General features: G+C 67.3%; 17 protein-coding genes. 10 read left to right on the forward strand and 7 right to left on the reverse strand.

Features of this window, described 5'->3' with window-relative positions; translation table 11 throughout:
- Window positions 1–73: 73 nt before the first annotated feature.
- From SCA01S_RS04370 to SCA01S_RS04385, 4 genes are read left to right on the forward strand one after another with little or no spacing between them, the layout of a single operon-like run.
- Window positions 74–1,291: a DUF459 domain-containing protein gene (locus tag SCA01S_RS04370; protein WP_157088854.1), complete on the forward strand. Its 1,218-nt coding sequence runs from the start codon at window positions 74–76 to the stop codon at window positions 1,289–1,291.
- On the forward strand, window positions 1,288–2,619 hold the full coding sequence (locus SCA01S_RS04375) for a GDSL-type esterase/lipase family protein (protein WP_062783298.1): 1,332 nt from the start codon (window positions 1,288–1,290) through the stop codon (window positions 2,617–2,619). The genes SCA01S_RS04370 and SCA01S_RS04375 overlap by 4 nt, the downstream gene beginning before the upstream one ends.
- A 16-nt stretch (window positions 2,620–2,635) precedes the next feature.
- Entirely contained in the window at window positions 2,636–4,012 is a 1,377-nt protein-coding gene (locus SCA01S_RS04380) for an MBOAT family O-acyltransferase (protein WP_062783666.1), read from the forward strand.
- 10 nt (window positions 4,013–4,022) lie between these two features.
- Window positions 4,023–4,355 carry a hypothetical protein gene (locus SCA01S_RS04385; RefSeq protein ID WP_062783302.1) on the forward strand — a complete coding sequence of 111 codons (333 nt, stop codon included), beginning with the start codon at window positions 4,023–4,025 and terminating at the stop codon, window positions 4,353–4,355.
- 88 nt (window positions 4,356–4,443) lie between these two features.
- On the opposite strand, the gene clpA is transcribed toward SCA01S_RS04385, so the two are convergent.
- On the reverse strand, window positions 4,444–6,801 hold the full coding sequence (gene clpA / locus SCA01S_RS04390) for an ATP-dependent Clp protease ATP-binding subunit ClpA (RefSeq protein WP_022675243.1): 2,358 nt from the start codon (window positions 6,799–6,801) through the stop codon (window positions 4,444–4,446).
- A 266-nt stretch (window positions 6,802–7,067) separates the two neighbouring features.
- Window positions 7,068–7,307, reverse strand: a complete 240-nt coding sequence (locus SCA01S_RS04395; protein WP_022675244.1) for a DUF1192 domain-containing protein — start codon at window positions 7,305–7,307, stop codon at window positions 7,068–7,070.
- A 100-nt stretch (window positions 7,308–7,407) separates the two neighbouring features.
- Here SCA01S_RS04395 and SCA01S_RS04400 point away from each other — a divergent pair, with 100 nt between their 5' ends.
- Together SCA01S_RS04400 and SCA01S_RS04405 are read left to right on the forward strand one after the other, a co-directional pair.
- Window positions 7,408–8,409 (forward strand): NAD(P)H-quinone oxidoreductase, encoded by a 1,002-nt coding sequence (locus SCA01S_RS04400; RefSeq protein ID WP_084390767.1) that lies wholly within the window; start codon window positions 7,408–7,410, stop codon window positions 8,407–8,409.
- Between the two features lie 183 nt (window positions 8,410–8,592).
- The gene (locus tag SCA01S_RS04405; protein ID WP_022675246.1) at window positions 8,593–9,303 is read left to right on the forward strand and encodes a DUF1013 domain-containing protein; all 711 of its coding nucleotides are present in this window, start codon (window positions 8,593–8,595) and stop codon (window positions 9,301–9,303) included.
- 146 nt (window positions 9,304–9,449) lie between these two features.
- Here SCA01S_RS04405 and SCA01S_RS04410 read toward each other — a convergent pair whose 3' ends face one another.
- The gene (locus SCA01S_RS04410) at window positions 9,450–9,881 is read right to left on the reverse strand and encodes a CBS domain-containing protein (protein ID WP_022675247.1); all 432 of its coding nucleotides are present in this window, start codon (window positions 9,879–9,881) and stop codon (window positions 9,450–9,452) included.
- Window positions 9,882–9,994: 113 nt separating this feature from the next.
- On the opposite strand from SCA01S_RS04410, the gene SCA01S_RS04415 reads away from it, so the two are divergent.
- The 4 genes from SCA01S_RS04415 (at window position 9,995) to SCA01S_RS04430 (ending at window position 13,059) form a co-directional block, all read left to right on the forward strand.
- The gene (locus SCA01S_RS04415) at window positions 9,995–10,294 is read left to right on the forward strand and encodes a hypothetical protein (RefSeq protein WP_062783307.1); all 300 of its coding nucleotides are present in this window, start codon (window positions 9,995–9,997) and stop codon (window positions 10,292–10,294) included.
- A gap of 67 nt (window positions 10,295–10,361) precedes the next feature.
- Window positions 10,362–11,492, forward strand: coding sequence for a P1 family peptidase (locus SCA01S_RS04420; protein WP_062783310.1), 1,131 nt, complete (start codon window positions 10,362–10,364; stop codon window positions 11,490–11,492).
- The gene (locus SCA01S_RS22500) at window positions 11,489–11,677 is read left to right on the forward strand and encodes a hypothetical protein (RefSeq protein ID WP_062783313.1); all 189 of its coding nucleotides are present in this window, start codon (window positions 11,489–11,491) and stop codon (window positions 11,675–11,677) included. The genes SCA01S_RS04420 and SCA01S_RS22500 overlap by 4 nt, the downstream gene beginning before the upstream one ends.
- Window positions 11,650–13,059 carry a sodium:solute symporter family protein gene (locus tag SCA01S_RS04430; RefSeq protein WP_167542864.1) on the forward strand — a complete coding sequence of 470 codons (1,410 nt, stop codon included), beginning with the start codon at window positions 11,650–11,652 and terminating at the stop codon, window positions 13,057–13,059. Before SCA01S_RS22500 ends, SCA01S_RS04430 begins: the two co-directional genes overlap by 28 nt.
- Window positions 13,060–13,156: 97 nt before the next feature.
- On the opposite strand, the gene SCA01S_RS04435 is transcribed toward SCA01S_RS04430, so the two are convergent.
- The 4 genes from SCA01S_RS04435 to SCA01S_RS04450 form a co-directional block, all read right to left on the reverse strand.
- Window positions 13,157–13,534 carry a (2Fe-2S) ferredoxin domain-containing protein gene (locus tag SCA01S_RS04435; protein WP_062783319.1) on the reverse strand — a complete coding sequence of 126 codons (378 nt, stop codon included), beginning with the start codon at window positions 13,532–13,534 and terminating at the stop codon, window positions 13,157–13,159.
- Entirely contained in the window at window positions 13,534–14,124 is a 591-nt protein-coding gene (locus SCA01S_RS04440) for a DUF2497 domain-containing protein (protein WP_062783322.1), read from the reverse strand. Before SCA01S_RS04440 ends, SCA01S_RS04435 begins: the two co-directional genes overlap by 1 nt.
- Window positions 14,125–14,198: 74 nt before the next feature.
- On the reverse strand, window positions 14,199–15,665 hold the full coding sequence (locus SCA01S_RS04445) for a TolC family outer membrane protein (RefSeq protein WP_062783325.1): 1,467 nt from the start codon (window positions 15,663–15,665) through the stop codon (window positions 14,199–14,201).
- Window positions 15,666–15,670: 5 nt separating this feature from the next.
- Window positions 15,671–16,270 carry a protein-L-isoaspartate O-methyltransferase family protein gene (locus SCA01S_RS04450; RefSeq protein ID WP_062783328.1) on the reverse strand — a complete coding sequence of 200 codons (600 nt, stop codon included), beginning with the start codon at window positions 16,268–16,270 and terminating at the stop codon, window positions 15,671–15,673.
- Between the last annotated feature and the right edge of the window lie 159 nt (window positions 16,271–16,429).

Below are 16,429 nucleotides of genomic sequence, written 5' to 3' on the forward strand. Positions count from 1 at the left end.
ATTACCGCGAAGCCGTTGACGCCCTTGGCTGCCCTCCATAGGGAGCGGGCGGTAGAAAGGCAGGACGGTTTTCTTGGGCAAGCGCAGATGGATCATGGTGCTGGACCGTGGGGCGGTCCTGTTCATCGGCATTGCCGTGGGCACTGTGCTGGGCCTCTCGTTCCGTACCGGGGGCAAGCCGTGGCAGGCGCTGCCGGGCTGGGATGCTGGCGCGCCGCTGGCCGATACCGCGCCGGCCGATGGCACGCCTGCCCCCCTTGCCGCCGCCGGGCCGGCCCCTGCCCCCAGCCTGGCCCCGGGTTGCAGCGGCACGTTTCCCAAGAGCGCGCGCGTGGCCGAAGCGCTGGCGGCGCACCGGCCGCTGCACATCGGCGTGTTCGGCGATTCGTTCGGTGATGGCCTGTGGGCCGCGACCGACCAGGCGTTTCGCAAGTATCCCGATGTAAAGGTTCACCAATTCAGCCACGAAGGCACTGGCTTTACCCGCTATCGCACGCGCGATCTGTTGCAGGACGCCAAGGACCGCGTGGCCGGCCAGCCGATCGACGTGGCGCTGATCAGCATTGGCGCCAACGATACCCAGGGCCTGTTCGTCAACGGCCACGCCGCCGCCTATATGACCCCGGCCTGGCAGGAAACGATCGAAGGCCGGATGACCGCGCTGGTGCGGATGCTGCAGCAGCGCGGCGTGGCGGTGGGCTGGGTGGGCCTGCCGCGCATGCGCGATGCAACATACGATCGCGATATCCAGGCCATGAACCGCTTCTATGCCAAGGTCACCTGCCGCCTGGGCGTGCCCTTTGCCAATGCCGTGCCGGTGAGCCAGGATCGCCAGGGCCATTTTGCCCTGCGCCTGATCGATCCGGCCACCGGCAAGGACTATCTCGCCCGCGCCAACGACGGCAAGCACATGACGTTTCATGGATATGAAGTGATCAGCCGGCCGGTGGTGCAGCCGATCCTGGCCCTGCTGGCGCCGCCAGCGGCCAAGCCCACAACCCAAGCCGTAAGCAATGACACAGCGCCGGCAGCATCCGCCAACCATGCCAAGGCGCCCAAGCATGCCAAGCGGCCTGCTGCCAACGCAGCAGGGCCGGATATCCCCAGCAAGCCCACAGGATTGCCAACAGACTTGCCCACACACAAGTCCACCGCATCACCCACAGACTTGCCCACAGCCCCGGCCAAGGCGCCGGCTGATGCCAAGCCGATCACGCCTGCGCCGACACCCTCGGGCAGCCCGTCGAAATCGAGTGCCGGCACCTCACCAGCCAGCGGGAAACGTTCATGATCACCCGCGCGTTTGCCCGCACGCAGTTGGCCCTTGCGGCCTGGGGCACGGCGGCGCTGTTGCCGGCGGCCGCTGTTGCGCAGACCGGCGCACCGGTCGATCTCACACTGCCGGGCGCCCCTGCCCCTGCCGTGCCGGCGATCACTGCGGCGGTGCCCGGACAACTCTCCAATGCCGCCGCGCTGGCGCCGTTTCTGGCCAAGCTGGCCAATGGCGCGCCGGGTGGGGTGCTGTCCGTCGTGCAGATTGGTGACAGCCATACTGCGGGCGACATGATCAGCCAGGGCCTGCGCGCTGCGCTGCAGGCGCGGCTGGGCAATGGCGGGCGCGGCATGATGCCGGCGGGCAAGCCCTATCAGGGCTATCTCACCTGGGGCGTCACCGCGCGGCAAAGCGCCGATTGGCAGGGCAATGCCCTGTTCGGCCCGCAACGCACCGCCATGGGCGCGCTGCTCGGCTTTTCCGGTTTTACCCAGACCACCACCATGCCCGCCGCGACGATGAGCCTGACCGCCGATAGCCCGGCCACGCGGTTCACCCGCTTTACCCTGTGCGGGTTGACCGGGCCGGAAGCAGGCGCGGTGACGGTCACGTTCGATGGCGTGCCGGCCGAACCGATCAGCTTTTCTGCGCAGGCGCGGGGCGCGGTGTGCTTCGTGCGCACCTCTGCAGTGCCGGTCACCCAGGCCACCGTGGCCACGCTCGATACCCGCCCGGTCAGCCTGACGGCGTGGGAAACCCGCACCGGCACGCCCGGCGCGATCGTGGCCAACCTCGGCGTGGTCGGCGCGCGGGCGATGCATCTGGCGCGGGCAGACGATACCGTGGCCGGGGCCGAACTCGCCGCGGCCCGGCCCGATCTGGTGATCCTGGCATTCGGCACCAACGAAGGATTCGATCCGGCACTGGGCCTGGCCGAAACCGAAGCAGTGCTGCGCAGCGCGGTGGCGCGGGTGCGGCGCATGGCCGGGGCGGATGTGCCGATCCTGCTGGTCGGGCCACCCGATGCCGCCAGCAGCCGGGCGATCGTGGCCCTGCCCGCCCTGCCCGAAACCCGCAATTGCGGCGCTGGCTGGGCCGTGCCCGGCCACCTGGCGCAGATGCGCACGCTGGAAAAGCGGTTGGCCACGGCGCTGGGCCTGGGCTTTTGGGATTGGCAGGGTGCCATGGGCGGCCCGTGCACGACCATGGCCTGGGTGGCGCAGGGGCTGCAGCGCGGCGATCACGTGCACTTCACGCGTGATGGCGGGCACCTGATCGGCGGGGGCCTCGCGGCAGACCTGTTTGCTGCGGCCAGCACCCTGCCCCCGCCGCCGCGTCCCCGCTGACGACTGCGGCGCGGCCATGCTCTTTCCCACGCTTGGGTTTCACGTCTTCTTCCTGGCGGTCTTTGCGCTCAACCGCCTGATGGCCCGCGCGCGCGATTGGCGCGTGATCATGCTGCTGCTGGCGTCCTGGCTGTTCTATGGCCTGTGGGACGCGCGATTCGTGGCGCTGCTGATTGCCAGTTCGGGGTGGAACTGGCTGTTTGCGCGGATCATCGCCGCCGGGCGCGGGCCACGGCTGGCGTGGCTGTGGTTGGCGATCCTGGGCAACCTGGGCGTGCTGGGCTGGTTCAAGTATGCCGGCTTCCTGGCCGATCTGGCGGGCATGCCGCTGGCGCAGGCGATCATCCTGCCGGTGGGTATCTCGTTCTTCACCTTCCAGGGGTTGAGCTATGTGATCGACGTCTACAACGGCCGCACCCGGCCGGCGCGGCTGCTCGATCTTACCCTGCTGATGAGCTTCTTTCCTCACCTGGTGGCAGGCCCGATCGTGCGGCCCAGCCATCTGCTGCCGCAACTGCGCCATCCGCCGCGCCTGGGCCGGCAAGAGGCGATGGCCTGCCTGATCCTGATCCTGTGGGGTACGGTCAAGAAGGCGGTGATCGCCAACGATATCTCGGTGCACCTGGTCGATCCGGTCTTTACTGATCCGGCGGGCCATTCCAGTTTGGAATTGGTGCTCGCCGCCTATGGCTATGCCGTTCAGATATATTGCGATTTTTCGGCCTATACGGATATGGCGATTGGCCTCGCTGGCTTGCTCGGCTTCCGCTTCCCGCGCAATTTCGATCAGCCCTACCGCGCCGTCTCGTTGCAGGATTTCTGGCGCCGCTGGCATATCAGCCTGTCGAGCTGGCTGCGTGACTACCTCTATATCGGCGCGTTTGGCGGCTCGCGCCAGGCGCTGTGGCGCACCTGCCTGGCGCTGTTCGGCACCATGGTGCTGGGCGGGCTGTGGCACGGGGCCAGCTGGAATTTCGTGATCTGGGGCGCGCTGCACGGCGGCGTGCTGGTGGCAGAGCGGCTGTGGCAGCGCGCGCGGCCCGCAACCTGGCCCGTGCTGCCGGCCTGGGCTGGCACGGTGATCACCTTCCATATCGTGGCGCTGGGCTGGATATTCTTCCGCTGCAGCGAGTTTTCCGGTGCCCTTGCCTTTCTACGTGGGATGGCAGCGGGGCATGCCGGCGGTGCGCCGCTCGCCAGCGGCTGGATTCTGGCGCTCATGGCGCTGGGCATGGCTTGCCATTTCGGCCCGCGCGACGGGGTGCAGCGCTCGGCCCGGGCGCTGGCGGTCATGCCGGGCTGGGCAGTGGGGCTGATCGGCACGCTGGTGCTGCTGGTCATCGAAGGCTTGCGCGGCGGGGGCATTGCCCCGTTCATCTATTTCCAGTTCTGAAGGTGGCCTGATGGACAAGAGCAGCACGGAAGATGGCCTGCCCTGGGGCGAATCCCCCATCGATCTGGCGCAGGAACACGATGCCACGCTGCAGGACGGCTGGCGCTGGGCCTGGGGCGTGCTGATCAGCAGCAGTCTGGCGCTGGCCCTGTTCAATTCCCACGCCATCGCCAATTGGGCCGATCAGTTGCCGCCCAACGATTTCACCGCGCCGATCGTGATGGCGGCCGATGCCTGGCACGACAAGGCCGGGCAACTGGGCCTCAACACCGTGGTCGACGCCGTGGAGCGCTGGGCCGATGCCGCGCGGGGCGAGGCGCCGCCTGCTGCCGGGCGGGATTGAGCCGGCCAGCCAACCCCAGGCACGCATGAAAAAAGGGCGGGAAGCGCTGTGCTTCCCGCCCTTTCTGTCATTGTCGGTTTAACCCGGCTCAGGCCTCGTCGGCATTGGGCTCGCTCGCGGTGTCGCTCGCCTTGCGCTTACTGGCCTTCTTCTTGACCAGCTTGGGCGCGGCCGGGGTCAGTTCAAAGTTCAGCGCATCGTCCTTGAGGCTGACATGCACTTCCCCGCCATTGGCCAGCTTGCCGAACAGCAGCTCCTCGGCCAGCGGCTTCTTGACCTTTTCCTGGATCAGGCGGGCCATGGGCCGGGCACCATAGAGCCGGTCATAGCCGCGCTTGGCCAGCCAGGCGCGCGCGTCGCTGTCGAACTGGATGTGCACGTTCTGCTCGGCCAGCTGGAGTTCCAGCTGCAGCACGAACTTGTCGACCACGCGGCTGACAACTTCGGGCGGCAGATAGCCGAACGGCACGATGGCATCGAGGCGGTTGCGGAATTCCGGCGTGAACAGGTTCTTCACCGCTTCGTCGCCGGCGTCCTGCTTGGAGACGTCACCGAAACCAATGCCCTGCTTGGCCATGTCCGATGCGCCCGCATTGGTGGTCATGATCAGGACCACGTTGCGGAAGTCCACGGTCTTGCCGTGGTGATCGGTCAGGCGGCCATTGTCCATCACCTGCAACAGGATGTTGAACAGGTCAGGATGCGCCTTCTCGATTTCGTCGAGCAGCAGCACGCAATGCGGCTGCTGGTCGATGGCATCGGTCAGCAACCCGCCCTGGTCGAACCCGACGTAGCCCGGAGGGGCGCCGATAAGGCGGCTGACCGAATGGCGCTCCATATATTCCGACATGTCGAAGCGCTGCAGTGGGATGCCCATGATCTGGGCCAGGCTGCGCGCCACTTCGGTCTTGCCCACGCCAGTGGGGCCGGAGAACAGGAACGAACCGATCGGCTTGTCGGGATCGCGCAGGCCGGCACGGCTCAGCTTCATGGCGCTCGACAGCACTTCGATCGCCTTGTCCTGGCCGAACACCAGGCGCTTGAGGTCACGCTCCAGGTGTTCCAGCACCTTCTTGTCGTCGCTGCTGACCGACTTGGGCGGGATGCGCGCCATCGTCGCGATCACGGCCTCGATCTCGCGCGCGGTGATGGTCTTCTTGCGCTTGGACGGCGGCACCAGCATCTGCATCGCGCCCACTTCGTCGATCACGTCGATCGCCTTGTCGGGCAGCTTGCGGTCGTTGATGTAGCGGGCCGAGAGTTCCACCGCGGTCTTGATCGCCTCAGGCGTGTACTTGACCTTGTGGTGTTCCTCGAACGCGGTGCGCAGACCCTTCAGGATCTTGATGGTGTCTTCCACGCTCGGTTCGTTCACGTCGATCTTCTGGAACCGGCGCAGCAGGGCGCGGTCCTTTTCGAAGTGGTTGCGGAACTCCTTGTAGGTGGTCGAGCCGATGCAGCGGATCGTTCCGCCCGACAGCGCGGGCTTCAACAGGTTCGATGCATCCATCGCGCCACCGCTGGTGGCACCAGCGCCGATCACGGTGTGGATCTCGTCGATGAACAGGATCGCGTGCGGCATCTTTTCCAGTTCGGAAACCACCTGCTTGAGGCGTTCCTCGAAGTCACCGCGATAGCGCGTGCCGGCCAGCAGGCTGCCCATGTCGAGCGAATAGATCACCGCCTTGGTCAGCACTTCGGGCACTTCGCCTTCGACGATCTTGCGCGCCAGGCCTTCGGCGATGGCCGTCTTGCCCACGCCCGGATCACCCACGTAGAGCGGGTTGTTCTTGGACCGGCGGCACAGAATCTGGATCGTGCGGTCCACTTCCGGGCCACGGCCGATCAGCGGATCGACCTTGCCCAGCAGCGCCTTGTCGTTGAGGTTGACGCAGAACTGGTCGAGCGCGGAATCCTTCTTGTTGCCGCCCTTGGCCTCGGCCTTTTCTTCCTGCTTGGGGGTTTCTTCCTCGTTCGGCTTGGCCGAACCGGAATTGACCTGGCGGCCGCCCTTGCCGATGCCGTGGCTGATATAGCTGACGGCATCCAGGCGGCTCATGTCCTGCTGCTGGAGGAAATAGACGGCATACGAATCGCGTTCGGAGAACAGCGCGACCAGCACGTTGGCGCCGGTGACGGTGTCCTTGCCCGAAGACTGGACATGCAGGATGGCGCGCTGGATCACGCGCTGGAACCCGGCGGTAGGCTGGGGATCGGCCTTTTCCGCGGTTTTGAGGGACTGGTATTCCTGGTCGAGGTACTGGCGTACCACGTCGCCCAGATCGCCAAGATCCACGCCGCAGGCCTGCATCACCTGCGCCGCGTCTGCATCGTCGATCAGGGCAAGCAGGAGATGTTCGAGCGTCGCGTATTCATGGCTGCGCTCCGAGGCATTGGCCAGGGCGCTGTGCAACGTCTTTTCGAGGCTCTGGGCGAAACTGGGCATAGGCTCGCTTTCTGGGGCTCACTCTTGGCCATGACGGAAGTATTCCGCCACGGGATGGTTCCCTTGCGGGAGGAAAGCATGGGGGTGGTTAACCGCCGCCGAACCAGGTTGGGCGGTCGCCACGGATGCTTCAATCGTCGATATCGTTGCCGGGCAAGCGGCCGGGCGCCGCACGAGCGGAAGCCGGCGACCGATACCCGGGCGCGTTGGAGGGGTATGAAACCCTATATGGGGATGCCGCCCGGCAAGGTGAAGGGCGGCGGCGGTCATCGTCCGGTTTCGCCGGAATTGGGCGGTGGTGCCGGGGGCCGGGCCGCGCCGAACAAGGCCTCGGCCGCTGCCCGGGTATGGCCGGCGCGATCACGATGGCGGGTGGTGCGGGCGATCTCGGCCTCCAGCAGCGCGATGCGCGCCGTCAGTTCGTCTACCGACAGCGCATCGAGCGGTTCTGCGGCCAGTTGGCTGGCCAGGTCGCCCTTGCGGCGCGGAAGGTCTTCGACGTCCATCGCAGTGCACAATGTTGGACGGCAAACGCTTGCTGTCAACCTGTCCCATGGCTAGGGGATGCGGTTGACGCAGATATGACGTCAAAACATGGGGCGGCGCATGCTGGATCTTCCGGTGACGATGACGGCAGTGGGATTTGCAGAGCACGGTGGGCCCGAGGTGCTGCGGCCTGAAACCCTGCCGGTGCCCCGTCCCGGCCCGGGCGAGGTGCTGGTCAAGGTGGCCTATGCCGGGGTCAACCGCCCCGATGTGATCCAGCGCCAGGGTCTCTATCCACCGCCGCCGGGCGCTTCGCCGCTGCCCGGCCTTGAAATTTCCGGCCAGGTGGTCGCCCTGGGCGAAGGCGTGACGGCGCCGCTTCTGGGCCAGGCCGTCTGCGCGCTGGTGTCGGGCGGCGGCTATGCCGAGTATTGCCTGGCCCCGGCCGCGCAATGCCTGCCGGTGCCCGATGGGCTGCCGCTCGATTGCGCCGCAGCTCTGCCCGAAACCCTGCTGACCGTGTGGCACAACGTGTTCGAGCGCGGCTGGGCCTGCGAGGGCGAGACGATCCTGGTCCATGGCGGCACCAGCGGCATTGGCAGCATGGCGATCATGCTCGGCAAGCTGTTCGGCCTGACGGTGATCGTCACCTGCGGCGGCGCCGACAAGTGCCGTGCCGCGCTGGAGATCGGCGCCGATCATGCAATCGACTACAAAGCCAGCGATTTTGTCGAGGCGGTGAAGGACATTACCGGCGGCAAGGGCGTCAACCTGGTGCTCGACATGGTCGCCGGCGATTACGTTGCGCGCAATCTGCAATGCCTAGCCGAGGATGGCCGCCACGTGACCATCGCCGTGCAGGGCGGGGCCAAGGCGCAGATCAACATGGCCCAGGTCATGTCCCGGCGCCTCACGCTCACCGGCTCTACCCTGCGGGCGCGCTCGGCCACGTTCAAGGCGCTGCTGACGCAGGAAATCGCCCAGACGGTGTGGCCCCTGGTCGAAGCCGGCAAGTTGCGCCCGATCATGGACCAGGCCTTTCCGATGGAGCAGGCGGCCGCTGCCCACACGCGCATGGAAGCGGGCCACCATATCGGCAAGATCGTACTCAAGATGGGGTGATTCCGGCCCCGCAACCCAGGCAAATCGGGCCTGGCGCGGATTGCTCTTGCCGTTTGGGCCGGGCTCGCTTACATCTTTGCCGGCAAGTGGCCGCTCCGTGAAGGGGCGGCCCTTATTGTTTCCGCGCCGCACAGACCTGTTATTTCACCAGCCAATCGCGCACGATAAAAAGAGGACCATGCCGTGAGCAACCAGCCCACGTATCCGCTGATGCCGCATGCCACTGCTTCGTGGCTTGTCGACAATACGGCCCTGACGTTTGAACAGATCGCCGAATTCTGCGGGCTGCATATCCTTGAAGTGCAGGCCATGGCCGACGATCTGGCCGGTGCCAAGTACACCGGGCGCAACCCGCTGCATTCGGGCGAACTGAGCCAGACCGAAATCGATCGCGGCCAGGAAAATCCCGAATACCGCCTCAAGATGCAGCGCGCGCCGCTCGCCGTCAGCCGCACCAAGGGCCCGCGCTACACCCCGGTGTCCAAGCGCCAGGACAAGCCCGACGGCATCGCCTGGATCCTGCGTCACCACCCGGAAATTTCCGATGCGCAGATCGGCAAGCTGATCGGCACCACCCGCACGACTATCGCGGCGATTCGCGATCGCAGCCATTGGAACATCGCCAACATCAACCCCAAGGACCCGGTCACGCTGGGCCTGTGCTCGCAGCGCGAGCTGGACATGCTGGTGAGCAAGGCGTCGAAGCGCGCTGGCGTTCCGGCCGAAGACGAAGGCGCGGTTACCGATCGCCTGGGTTCGGATCGCGATGCCCTGATCGAGGAACTGCGCGCCCAGCGTGAAGCGCAGTCCAAGGCGGCCTCCGAAGCGGCCCAGCACGCCGAAGCCATGGCCTGGCTCGAAGCGCGCCGCGCCGAAGGCATTTCCGACAGCTGAGCACTGCCTCCCGTTCGCGGGAGGGCACTTCCCAAATCCCCCCTCCCGCTTGCGGGAGGGGGCGGGGGAGGGGATGTCACATCACGGGACCGGGCGAACACGCCCTCCCCAAACCCCTCCCGCAGGCGGGAGGGGCTTTCTGCCGATCAGACCGACTGGATATAGACGCGCATCGCGTCGGCTTCGGCTTCGATCCGGTCGAGCCGGTATTTCACCAGGTCGCCGATCGAGATGAAGCCCACCATGCGCCCGTCTTCCAGCACGGGCAGGTGGCGGAACCGGCGCCGCGTCATCAGAGCCAGGGCTTCCATCACCGATGTTTCCGGGCTGATGGTGACCACCGGCGCGGTCATCACCGCGCTGACCGGCAGGCGCAGCGCATCCTCGCCATGGGCGGTGAGCGCGCGAATCACGTCTCTTTCCGAAAAGATGCCGGCCACGGCATTTTCGCCATCGTGCACCGGCAGGGCGCCGATCTTGTGGCTGGTCAGAACCTCGATGGCGTCAGCCACCGTGTCCTGTGCGTGAATGGACCAGACTTCGCCGGAACGCCCGGCAATCAACCGCGCAATGGTCATGGGTTGGCTCCTCTTCCCCTTGGGGCAGTTGGTCCCGCCTCCACGGCAATCATGACATGTTCCGGTTGCGCGGCAAGGCCCTTACTGTAGGCAATGGCATCGGGAGAAACACGATGGCCAACCAGTCTCCGCTGGATGATCCGCACAATGCGGCGCACGCTTGGGCGCGCTATCGCTGGCTGCTGCGCTGGATGGGCCTAGCCACCGTGCTGGTCATCGTGGCGGTTGATGCCTGGCTCTACATGGGCGTGGGGCTGGTTTCGATCCATCTCTACATCGCCACCTCGCTCGGCATCGGCATGACCATGATGCTGATGGCCGCGCTGATGGGGCTGGTCTTCCTGTCGAGCGGCACGGGCCACGATGAAAGTATCGAGGACCGGCTCGACACCTCGCACTGGGACGAATCCTGAAAATACCCTTGCCGCCCGTCGGCACAGGCGGCAACTGGACGCGCCTGCCCAGACCGGAGTGCCGACCATGAACCGCCGCCAAGTGCTTGCTTCCACGGGAATGGCCGCTGGTGCCGCGCTGGGTGCCGGGGCCGGCGCAAAGGCGGCGCCGCCATCTGCTGGTGCGGCCCCGCATCGGCCCGGCCGCACCGGCCCGCGCAACCTGATCACCGACGTCGCCGGCATCACCGTGGGCTGTGCCCAGGATGCGGCGGTGCGCACCGGCACCACGGTCATCCTGGCCGAAGGGCTGGTGACCGCCGCGATCGACGTGCGCGGCGGCGGGCCCGGCACGCGGGAAAGCGATGCGCTGGAAAGCCACAACCTGGTCCACGCCGCCAACGCAGTGGTACTGTCGGGCGGATCGTCGTGGGGCCTGGCCGCCGCCGATGGCGTGGCGGCGCACCTGGGCGCGCGCGGCATCGGCTATGGCGGCCTGGCGCAACAGGGCGTGCCGGTGTCGCCGATCGTGCCGGCTGCCATTCTCTATGACCTGGGCAACGGCGGGGCCAAGGGCTGGGGGACGGAGCCGCCCTATCGTGATCTGGGCATCGCCGCGCTGGCCGCTGCTGGCGCCGATTTCGCGCTGGGCACCAGCGGCGCCGGCTATGGCGCGATGGCTGGCGCGCTCAAGGGCGGGTTGGGTTCGGCCTCCACCCTGATGCGTGATGGCACCACGGTGGGGGCGATCGTGGCGGTCAATGCGCTGGGCGCCACGGTGGTGCCGGGTACCCGCCATTTCTGGGCTGGCGCCTTTGAAATGGGTGATGAATTCGGCGGTCTTGGCCCGATCGCCGCGCGTGTCGGGCCAGAGGAATGGGGCGGTACCAAGCTGCCCGCCCCGCGCGAGAATACCACGATCGCCTGCGTCGCCACTGACCTTGATCTGACGGCTGATGAGATGAAGCGCGTGGCGATCATGGCGCAGGATGGGCTCGCCCGGGCGATTCGCCCGGTGCACACCCCGTTCGACGGCGACGTGGTCTTTGCCCTGTGCACCGCGCGCCGTCCGGTGACCGGCCCGCGCGATCTGGCGGCGCTGGGCGTGGGTGCGGTGGCGGCTGACACGCTAGCCCGCGCCATCGCGCGCGGGGTTCATGCCGCCACGGCGCCGGCCGGCTGGGCCGTGCCCACCTGGTCAGCCCTCAAGCCGGAATGACGGCCTTGGCCCGCGCGCTGATCACCCTGGCGGTTCCGGTGCTACTGGTGTTGCTGGCGGTTCTGGCGGTGCCGGCCGATGGCCCCACCTGCCTTGGCATCGGCCTGCGCATCTGGGCGCTGTTTGCCTGTGCCCCGGCCACCAGCGCCTGGCTGTGGTGGCGCCAGCGCGCGGTGCCGGCGTGATTGCCGCTTTCGTGGCGGTCATGGCGCTGTCGCTGCTGATCGCGCTGTGGGCGCGGCGCGGGGCAGGGCAGGGGCCGCGCGCCTTTTTCGTGGCGGGCGGGCAACTGGGCGCGATCCTGTTCTTTTTCCTGAGCGTCGGGGAAACCTATTCGATCGCCACGATGCTGGGCTTTCCCGGCGGGGTCTATGCCGGTGGCGAAGGCTTCGTGGTGTGGTTTTTTGGCTATATCCTGCTGGCAGCGCCGGTGCTGGCCGTGCTGGGGCCATGGATCTGGCGCGCTGGCAACCTCTATGGCGCGGTGACGATTCCCGATTTCTTCGCCGCCCATTTCAACAGCCGCCTGCTGGAACGCGTGATCGCGCTTGGCGCAATTGCCCTGCTGGTGCCGATCGGCACGATGCAGTTTGCCGGCATCCGCCTGGTGCTGGGCGCCCTGGCGCCGGGCCTGCCGATGCCGCTGCTGCTGGCCGGCGCCGGTCTGGTGGTGATGGCGTATGTGGCGTTGGCAGGTCTGCGCGCGGCGGCATTCGTTGCCGTGCTCAAGGATGCGCTGATGCTGGGCGCGATCCTGCTGGTGGGCGCATTGGCCCTGCTGCACTGGCCAATTGCCACCACGCCAGTGGCAACCGCCACGATGGCTGCGCAAGTGCCCGTCACCCTGCCCTTTGCGCTCAGCACCATTGCGGTGCAGGCGCTGGGCTTTGCCATGATTCCGCAGAACTGGGCGTTTCTGTTTGCCGCGCGCGGGCCGCAGGCGATCGTTCGCGCCCAAGCTGCCGCGCCGCTCTATATGGTGATGTTCCCGCTGTTGATGGCGGTGGCGGTGTTTGCCCGGCGCATGGGCCTGCCGGTGGACAAGCCCGATTTCGTGTTCCTGGCTGCGGCGCAGCATCTGCTGCCCGGCTGGGCGCTGGGCGTGGTCATGGCGGCCGTGGTGCTGGCGGGCATGGTGATCCTGTCCAGCGTGTGCCTGGCGATCGCGCCGCTGCTCACCCGCAACGTGCTGCCGGGCCTGGACGGCCGAGCGCAGCAGCGCTGGGCGCAAGGGGTGACGGCGCTGTTCATCGCGCTGTCGGCGGCTGGCGCCATGGCCCAGGTGCCTTTGCTCGCCATGCTCAACACCGTGTTCTACTTCGGCATCGTGCAGACCCTGCCGGGCTTTCTCGCGGCGCTGTGGACCGGGCGGGTAAGGGCGGGGGGCGTGCTGGCCGGCATGGCCGTGGCCGCGCTGGCGATCATCGGGGTGCGACTGGCGGGGATTTCAGCCGGCGGGATCAATCCCGGGCTGATTGGCCTGATCCTCAACAGCGTGGTGCTTACGCTGGTGACCCTGATGTTTCCCCGCCGCGACGGGCATAGCGTGATGGCCATGCTTCGATAGAAGCGCATGGGCCTCGACAAGCGCAGCCCGAACGGAAACTTTTCGCAAGGCCGTTCGCCCTGAGCCTGTCAAAGGGCAACAAGCCTGACGTTTCTGCTTAGGAAGCCGGCGGGTTGAGCCGGTAATCGGCCACCGGCACGCCGCCGATCACGTGCTCCTGGATGATCCGCTCCAGCACCGGCGGAGTGCAGGAATGATACCACACGCCATCGGGATAGACGACCGCGACTGGCCCTGCCGCACACACGCGCAGGCAGCCAACCTTGCTGCGCAGCACGCCCTGCTTGCCGCCCAGCTTCAATTCGCCCAGCCGCTTTTTCAGGAAAGACCAGGCCGCATCGCTTTCCTTGGCAGAGCAGCACTTGTCCTTGTCGGAATCGGCGCAGAGGAAAATGTGGCGCTGCGGGGCAAAGCCGCCGAGCTTGGCCAGCGTGCTTTCCGCGTCGGCAATTTCCTTGTCGGCCGATTTGCCCATCAGCCGCGCTTGCCGGCGATGCGGGCGATTTCTGCCGCCACCATCTTTTCCACCATGACCGGCAGGTTGCGTTCCAGCCACTGCGCCAGCATCGGGCGCAGCATGTCGCGCACCATGCCTTCCAGCGAGGTTTCGCCCGAACGCACGATCTGCGGCTGGGCGCCGGGCTGGGCCAGCATGGCCAGCGCCGCCAGCGAATCGCGCATCGACGCCGCCGCTTCGCGGGGCACCAGGGCTTCGTCCTCGTCGTCCTCGGCGCAGGTACCGGGCGCAGTGCCGGCGTCGGCCGCCGGCTTGCCATATTCGCCCATGATCTGCGCGGCCACGTCGGTCAGGTCGAGCACGTCGGCCGGGCTGGCAGCACGAGTCATGCTGATTGCCGGGTTGCTGGCGGCGGTGCGCGGGGCAGCGGCACCCTCGCGCCCGGCCTGGGCCTGAAGCGCGGGGGCAATCGCGGCGGCAGCGGCCGCGGCAGACATCGGCGCACGCGGGGCCGGGGTGGCTGCCGCTTCGCCGCGCACATCGCGCGCGATCACCTTCTTGATCGATTCGAGAATTTCCTCGACCGAAGGTTCACCGGCCTGGCGCATTGTTGTCCCCCACGTTCCTGTTGCCCACGCTGTGCAGATATCCGTGCCCGATTGCCAGCGCTTGTCGCCGGTGATCAGGGCAGTGGCTGATCGGGGATTGTCGCATCCTGGGCCGGGGTGTCAACCGTGGCAGTGGCACGGGCCACCGGCGCGGGATCGCTGTCCCAATCCCAGATGCGGTGGTGCACCCGCTCATAGTTGGCCACGGGATCATAGAGCGTGCCGCCGTCGAGCCCGAGATCGCGCGCCTGTGCCTTGCCCATCGCCGAAAGCAGCGCAAAGCCGGCGACATATTCGTTGCGCTTGGCGGTGACCAATTGCACCTGGGCGTTGAGCAGTTCCTGCTCGGCATCGAGGATGTTGAGGATGGTGCGGTTGCCCACGGTGTTTTCCGCGCGCACGCCTTCAAGGCTGAGCGCCGCCGCATCCACCGCCGTCTGGTTGAGGCCGATGACTTCCTTGGCTGCCAGCCAGGCCGACCAGGCCGAACGCACCGTGGCGATCACCGCACGCTCGGTGCCGATTTCCTGTTCCATCGTCGCGCCCTGGGTGGCCTGCGCCTGGCGCACGCGGGCCGCTGGCGCGCCGCCCTGGAACAGTGGGATCGATGCGGTGAGCCCCGCTACCATGTTGCGCGAGGCATTGGGCACGCCGGGCTGATAGCTGCTGAGATAGTTGGTGTTATTGGTCGATGCGTTGGCCGCAATGGTCGGCAGGCGGCTGGCGCCGGCCACCTTCACGTCAAACCCGGCGGCCTTGCTCGCCTCGCGCGCGGCCATCAGGTCGGGGTTGTTGTCCAGCGCATAGTCGACCGCATCCTCCACGCCACCTGGCATGCCCGCCAGCGCCGGCGGCGCTTCCAGCGTGCCCGGCGCATGGCCGATGATCCGCACATAGGTTTCGCGGCTGGCCACCAGATTGGCTTCGGCCGAACGCAGGCTGGCGCGCGCCAGGGCCAGGCGTGAGCGCGACTGCGCCACGTCGGTGCGGGTCACGTCGCCGATCTCGAAGCGGTCGCTGGTCGCCTGAAGGTTGACCTCGAGAACCTGCACGTTGTTCTTTTGCAGGCCGACGATCGCGGCATCGCGGATCACGTCCATATAGGCCGTGACAGTGCTGGTGAACACGCTCGATTCGGTGCCGCGCAGCGAAGCGCGCCCAGCCTCGACTCGCGTTTTGGCGGCGCGAATGCCGTTCTTCACCGCGCCCCCATTGTACAGCGGCACCCCGGCGTTCGCGCCCAGGTTGACCACCCGATCGGGATAGCTGGTGGAGAAATACGAGCCGCCCTTGTCGACATACTCGTTGTAGCTGGCGCTGCCCGAAAGCGAGGGCAGGGCTGCTGCCCGCGCGATCGGCACGTTCTCGTCGGTCGCGCGCAGCGAATCGCGCGCGGCCTGCAGATCGGGGTTGGTCTGGTAGGCGGCGGTCAGCGCGCTGCGCAGGTCATCCGCCTGGGCCGGGGCGCTGCTCGTGGCGATCGCGGCGACCAGCAAGGGGCCTGCCGCCACCGCCGCGCGCCACCGGCTCAGTCGCGACATGGGGTTCAGAAGCTCCAGCCCTTGGGGGCGGCAAATTCGGGCAGCACGGCAAAGTCTGCCTCGCCCAGGGCGCCCAGCGCCACCTGGCCAGCAGCCTTGCGGCCCAGGGCCAGGCGCGCCACGCGGCGCTCGATTAGGCCGGTAACCAGGCGGCCATCGTCGGCCACGGCGGCTTCCAGGGCAGGGGTCACCACTTCGATCGCGCCATCGACCAGAACCAGCGCGAACTGGCCCAGCGCGGCAAGATCGTCGGCCGGGCTGGCCAGCGTCACTACCAGGCCCAGCTCGCGCAGCAGCGCGGCAAGATAGGTGCCGGGCTTGCCCACCACCAGCGCGCGTTCGCCCGCCACCGGTGCGGCGGCGATCAGCATCTGCCCATGGGTGAGGGCAGGAGCCAGCACTGCGCCATCGCCCAGCGGCACGGCGCGGTCCATATAGGCCAGGGCGCGGCGGTCTGCCGGCACGAAATCCTCGCGCGCAACGGCGGCAAAGGCGGCCAGCACGGCCGGATCGTTTACCCCGCTCACGCGCAGCTGGCTTTCGATCATGGCCTTGCGTTCGCGCACCATTCCCGTCTCGGCTGCCTCAGCTACTGCCACGCTCATCGGTATTCCTCATCAGGTTCGGGATGCGTGGGCCGCTTTCGCAGTCGCACACGCCATTGATCGCCAGCGTCTCTAGAATATTGCCCGCGCTGCGCCAAGCGTCTTGCATGCTGTCTGTCGGCGCGTAAGGGGCATTGGCAGAATGCTGTAGCAGGAGCG

Origin of the sequence: Novosphingobium capsulatum NBRC 12533, from assembly GCF_001598375.1 — a bacterium.
Lineage (GTDB): Bacteria > Pseudomonadota > Alphaproteobacteria > Sphingomonadales > Sphingomonadaceae > Novosphingobium > Novosphingobium capsulatum.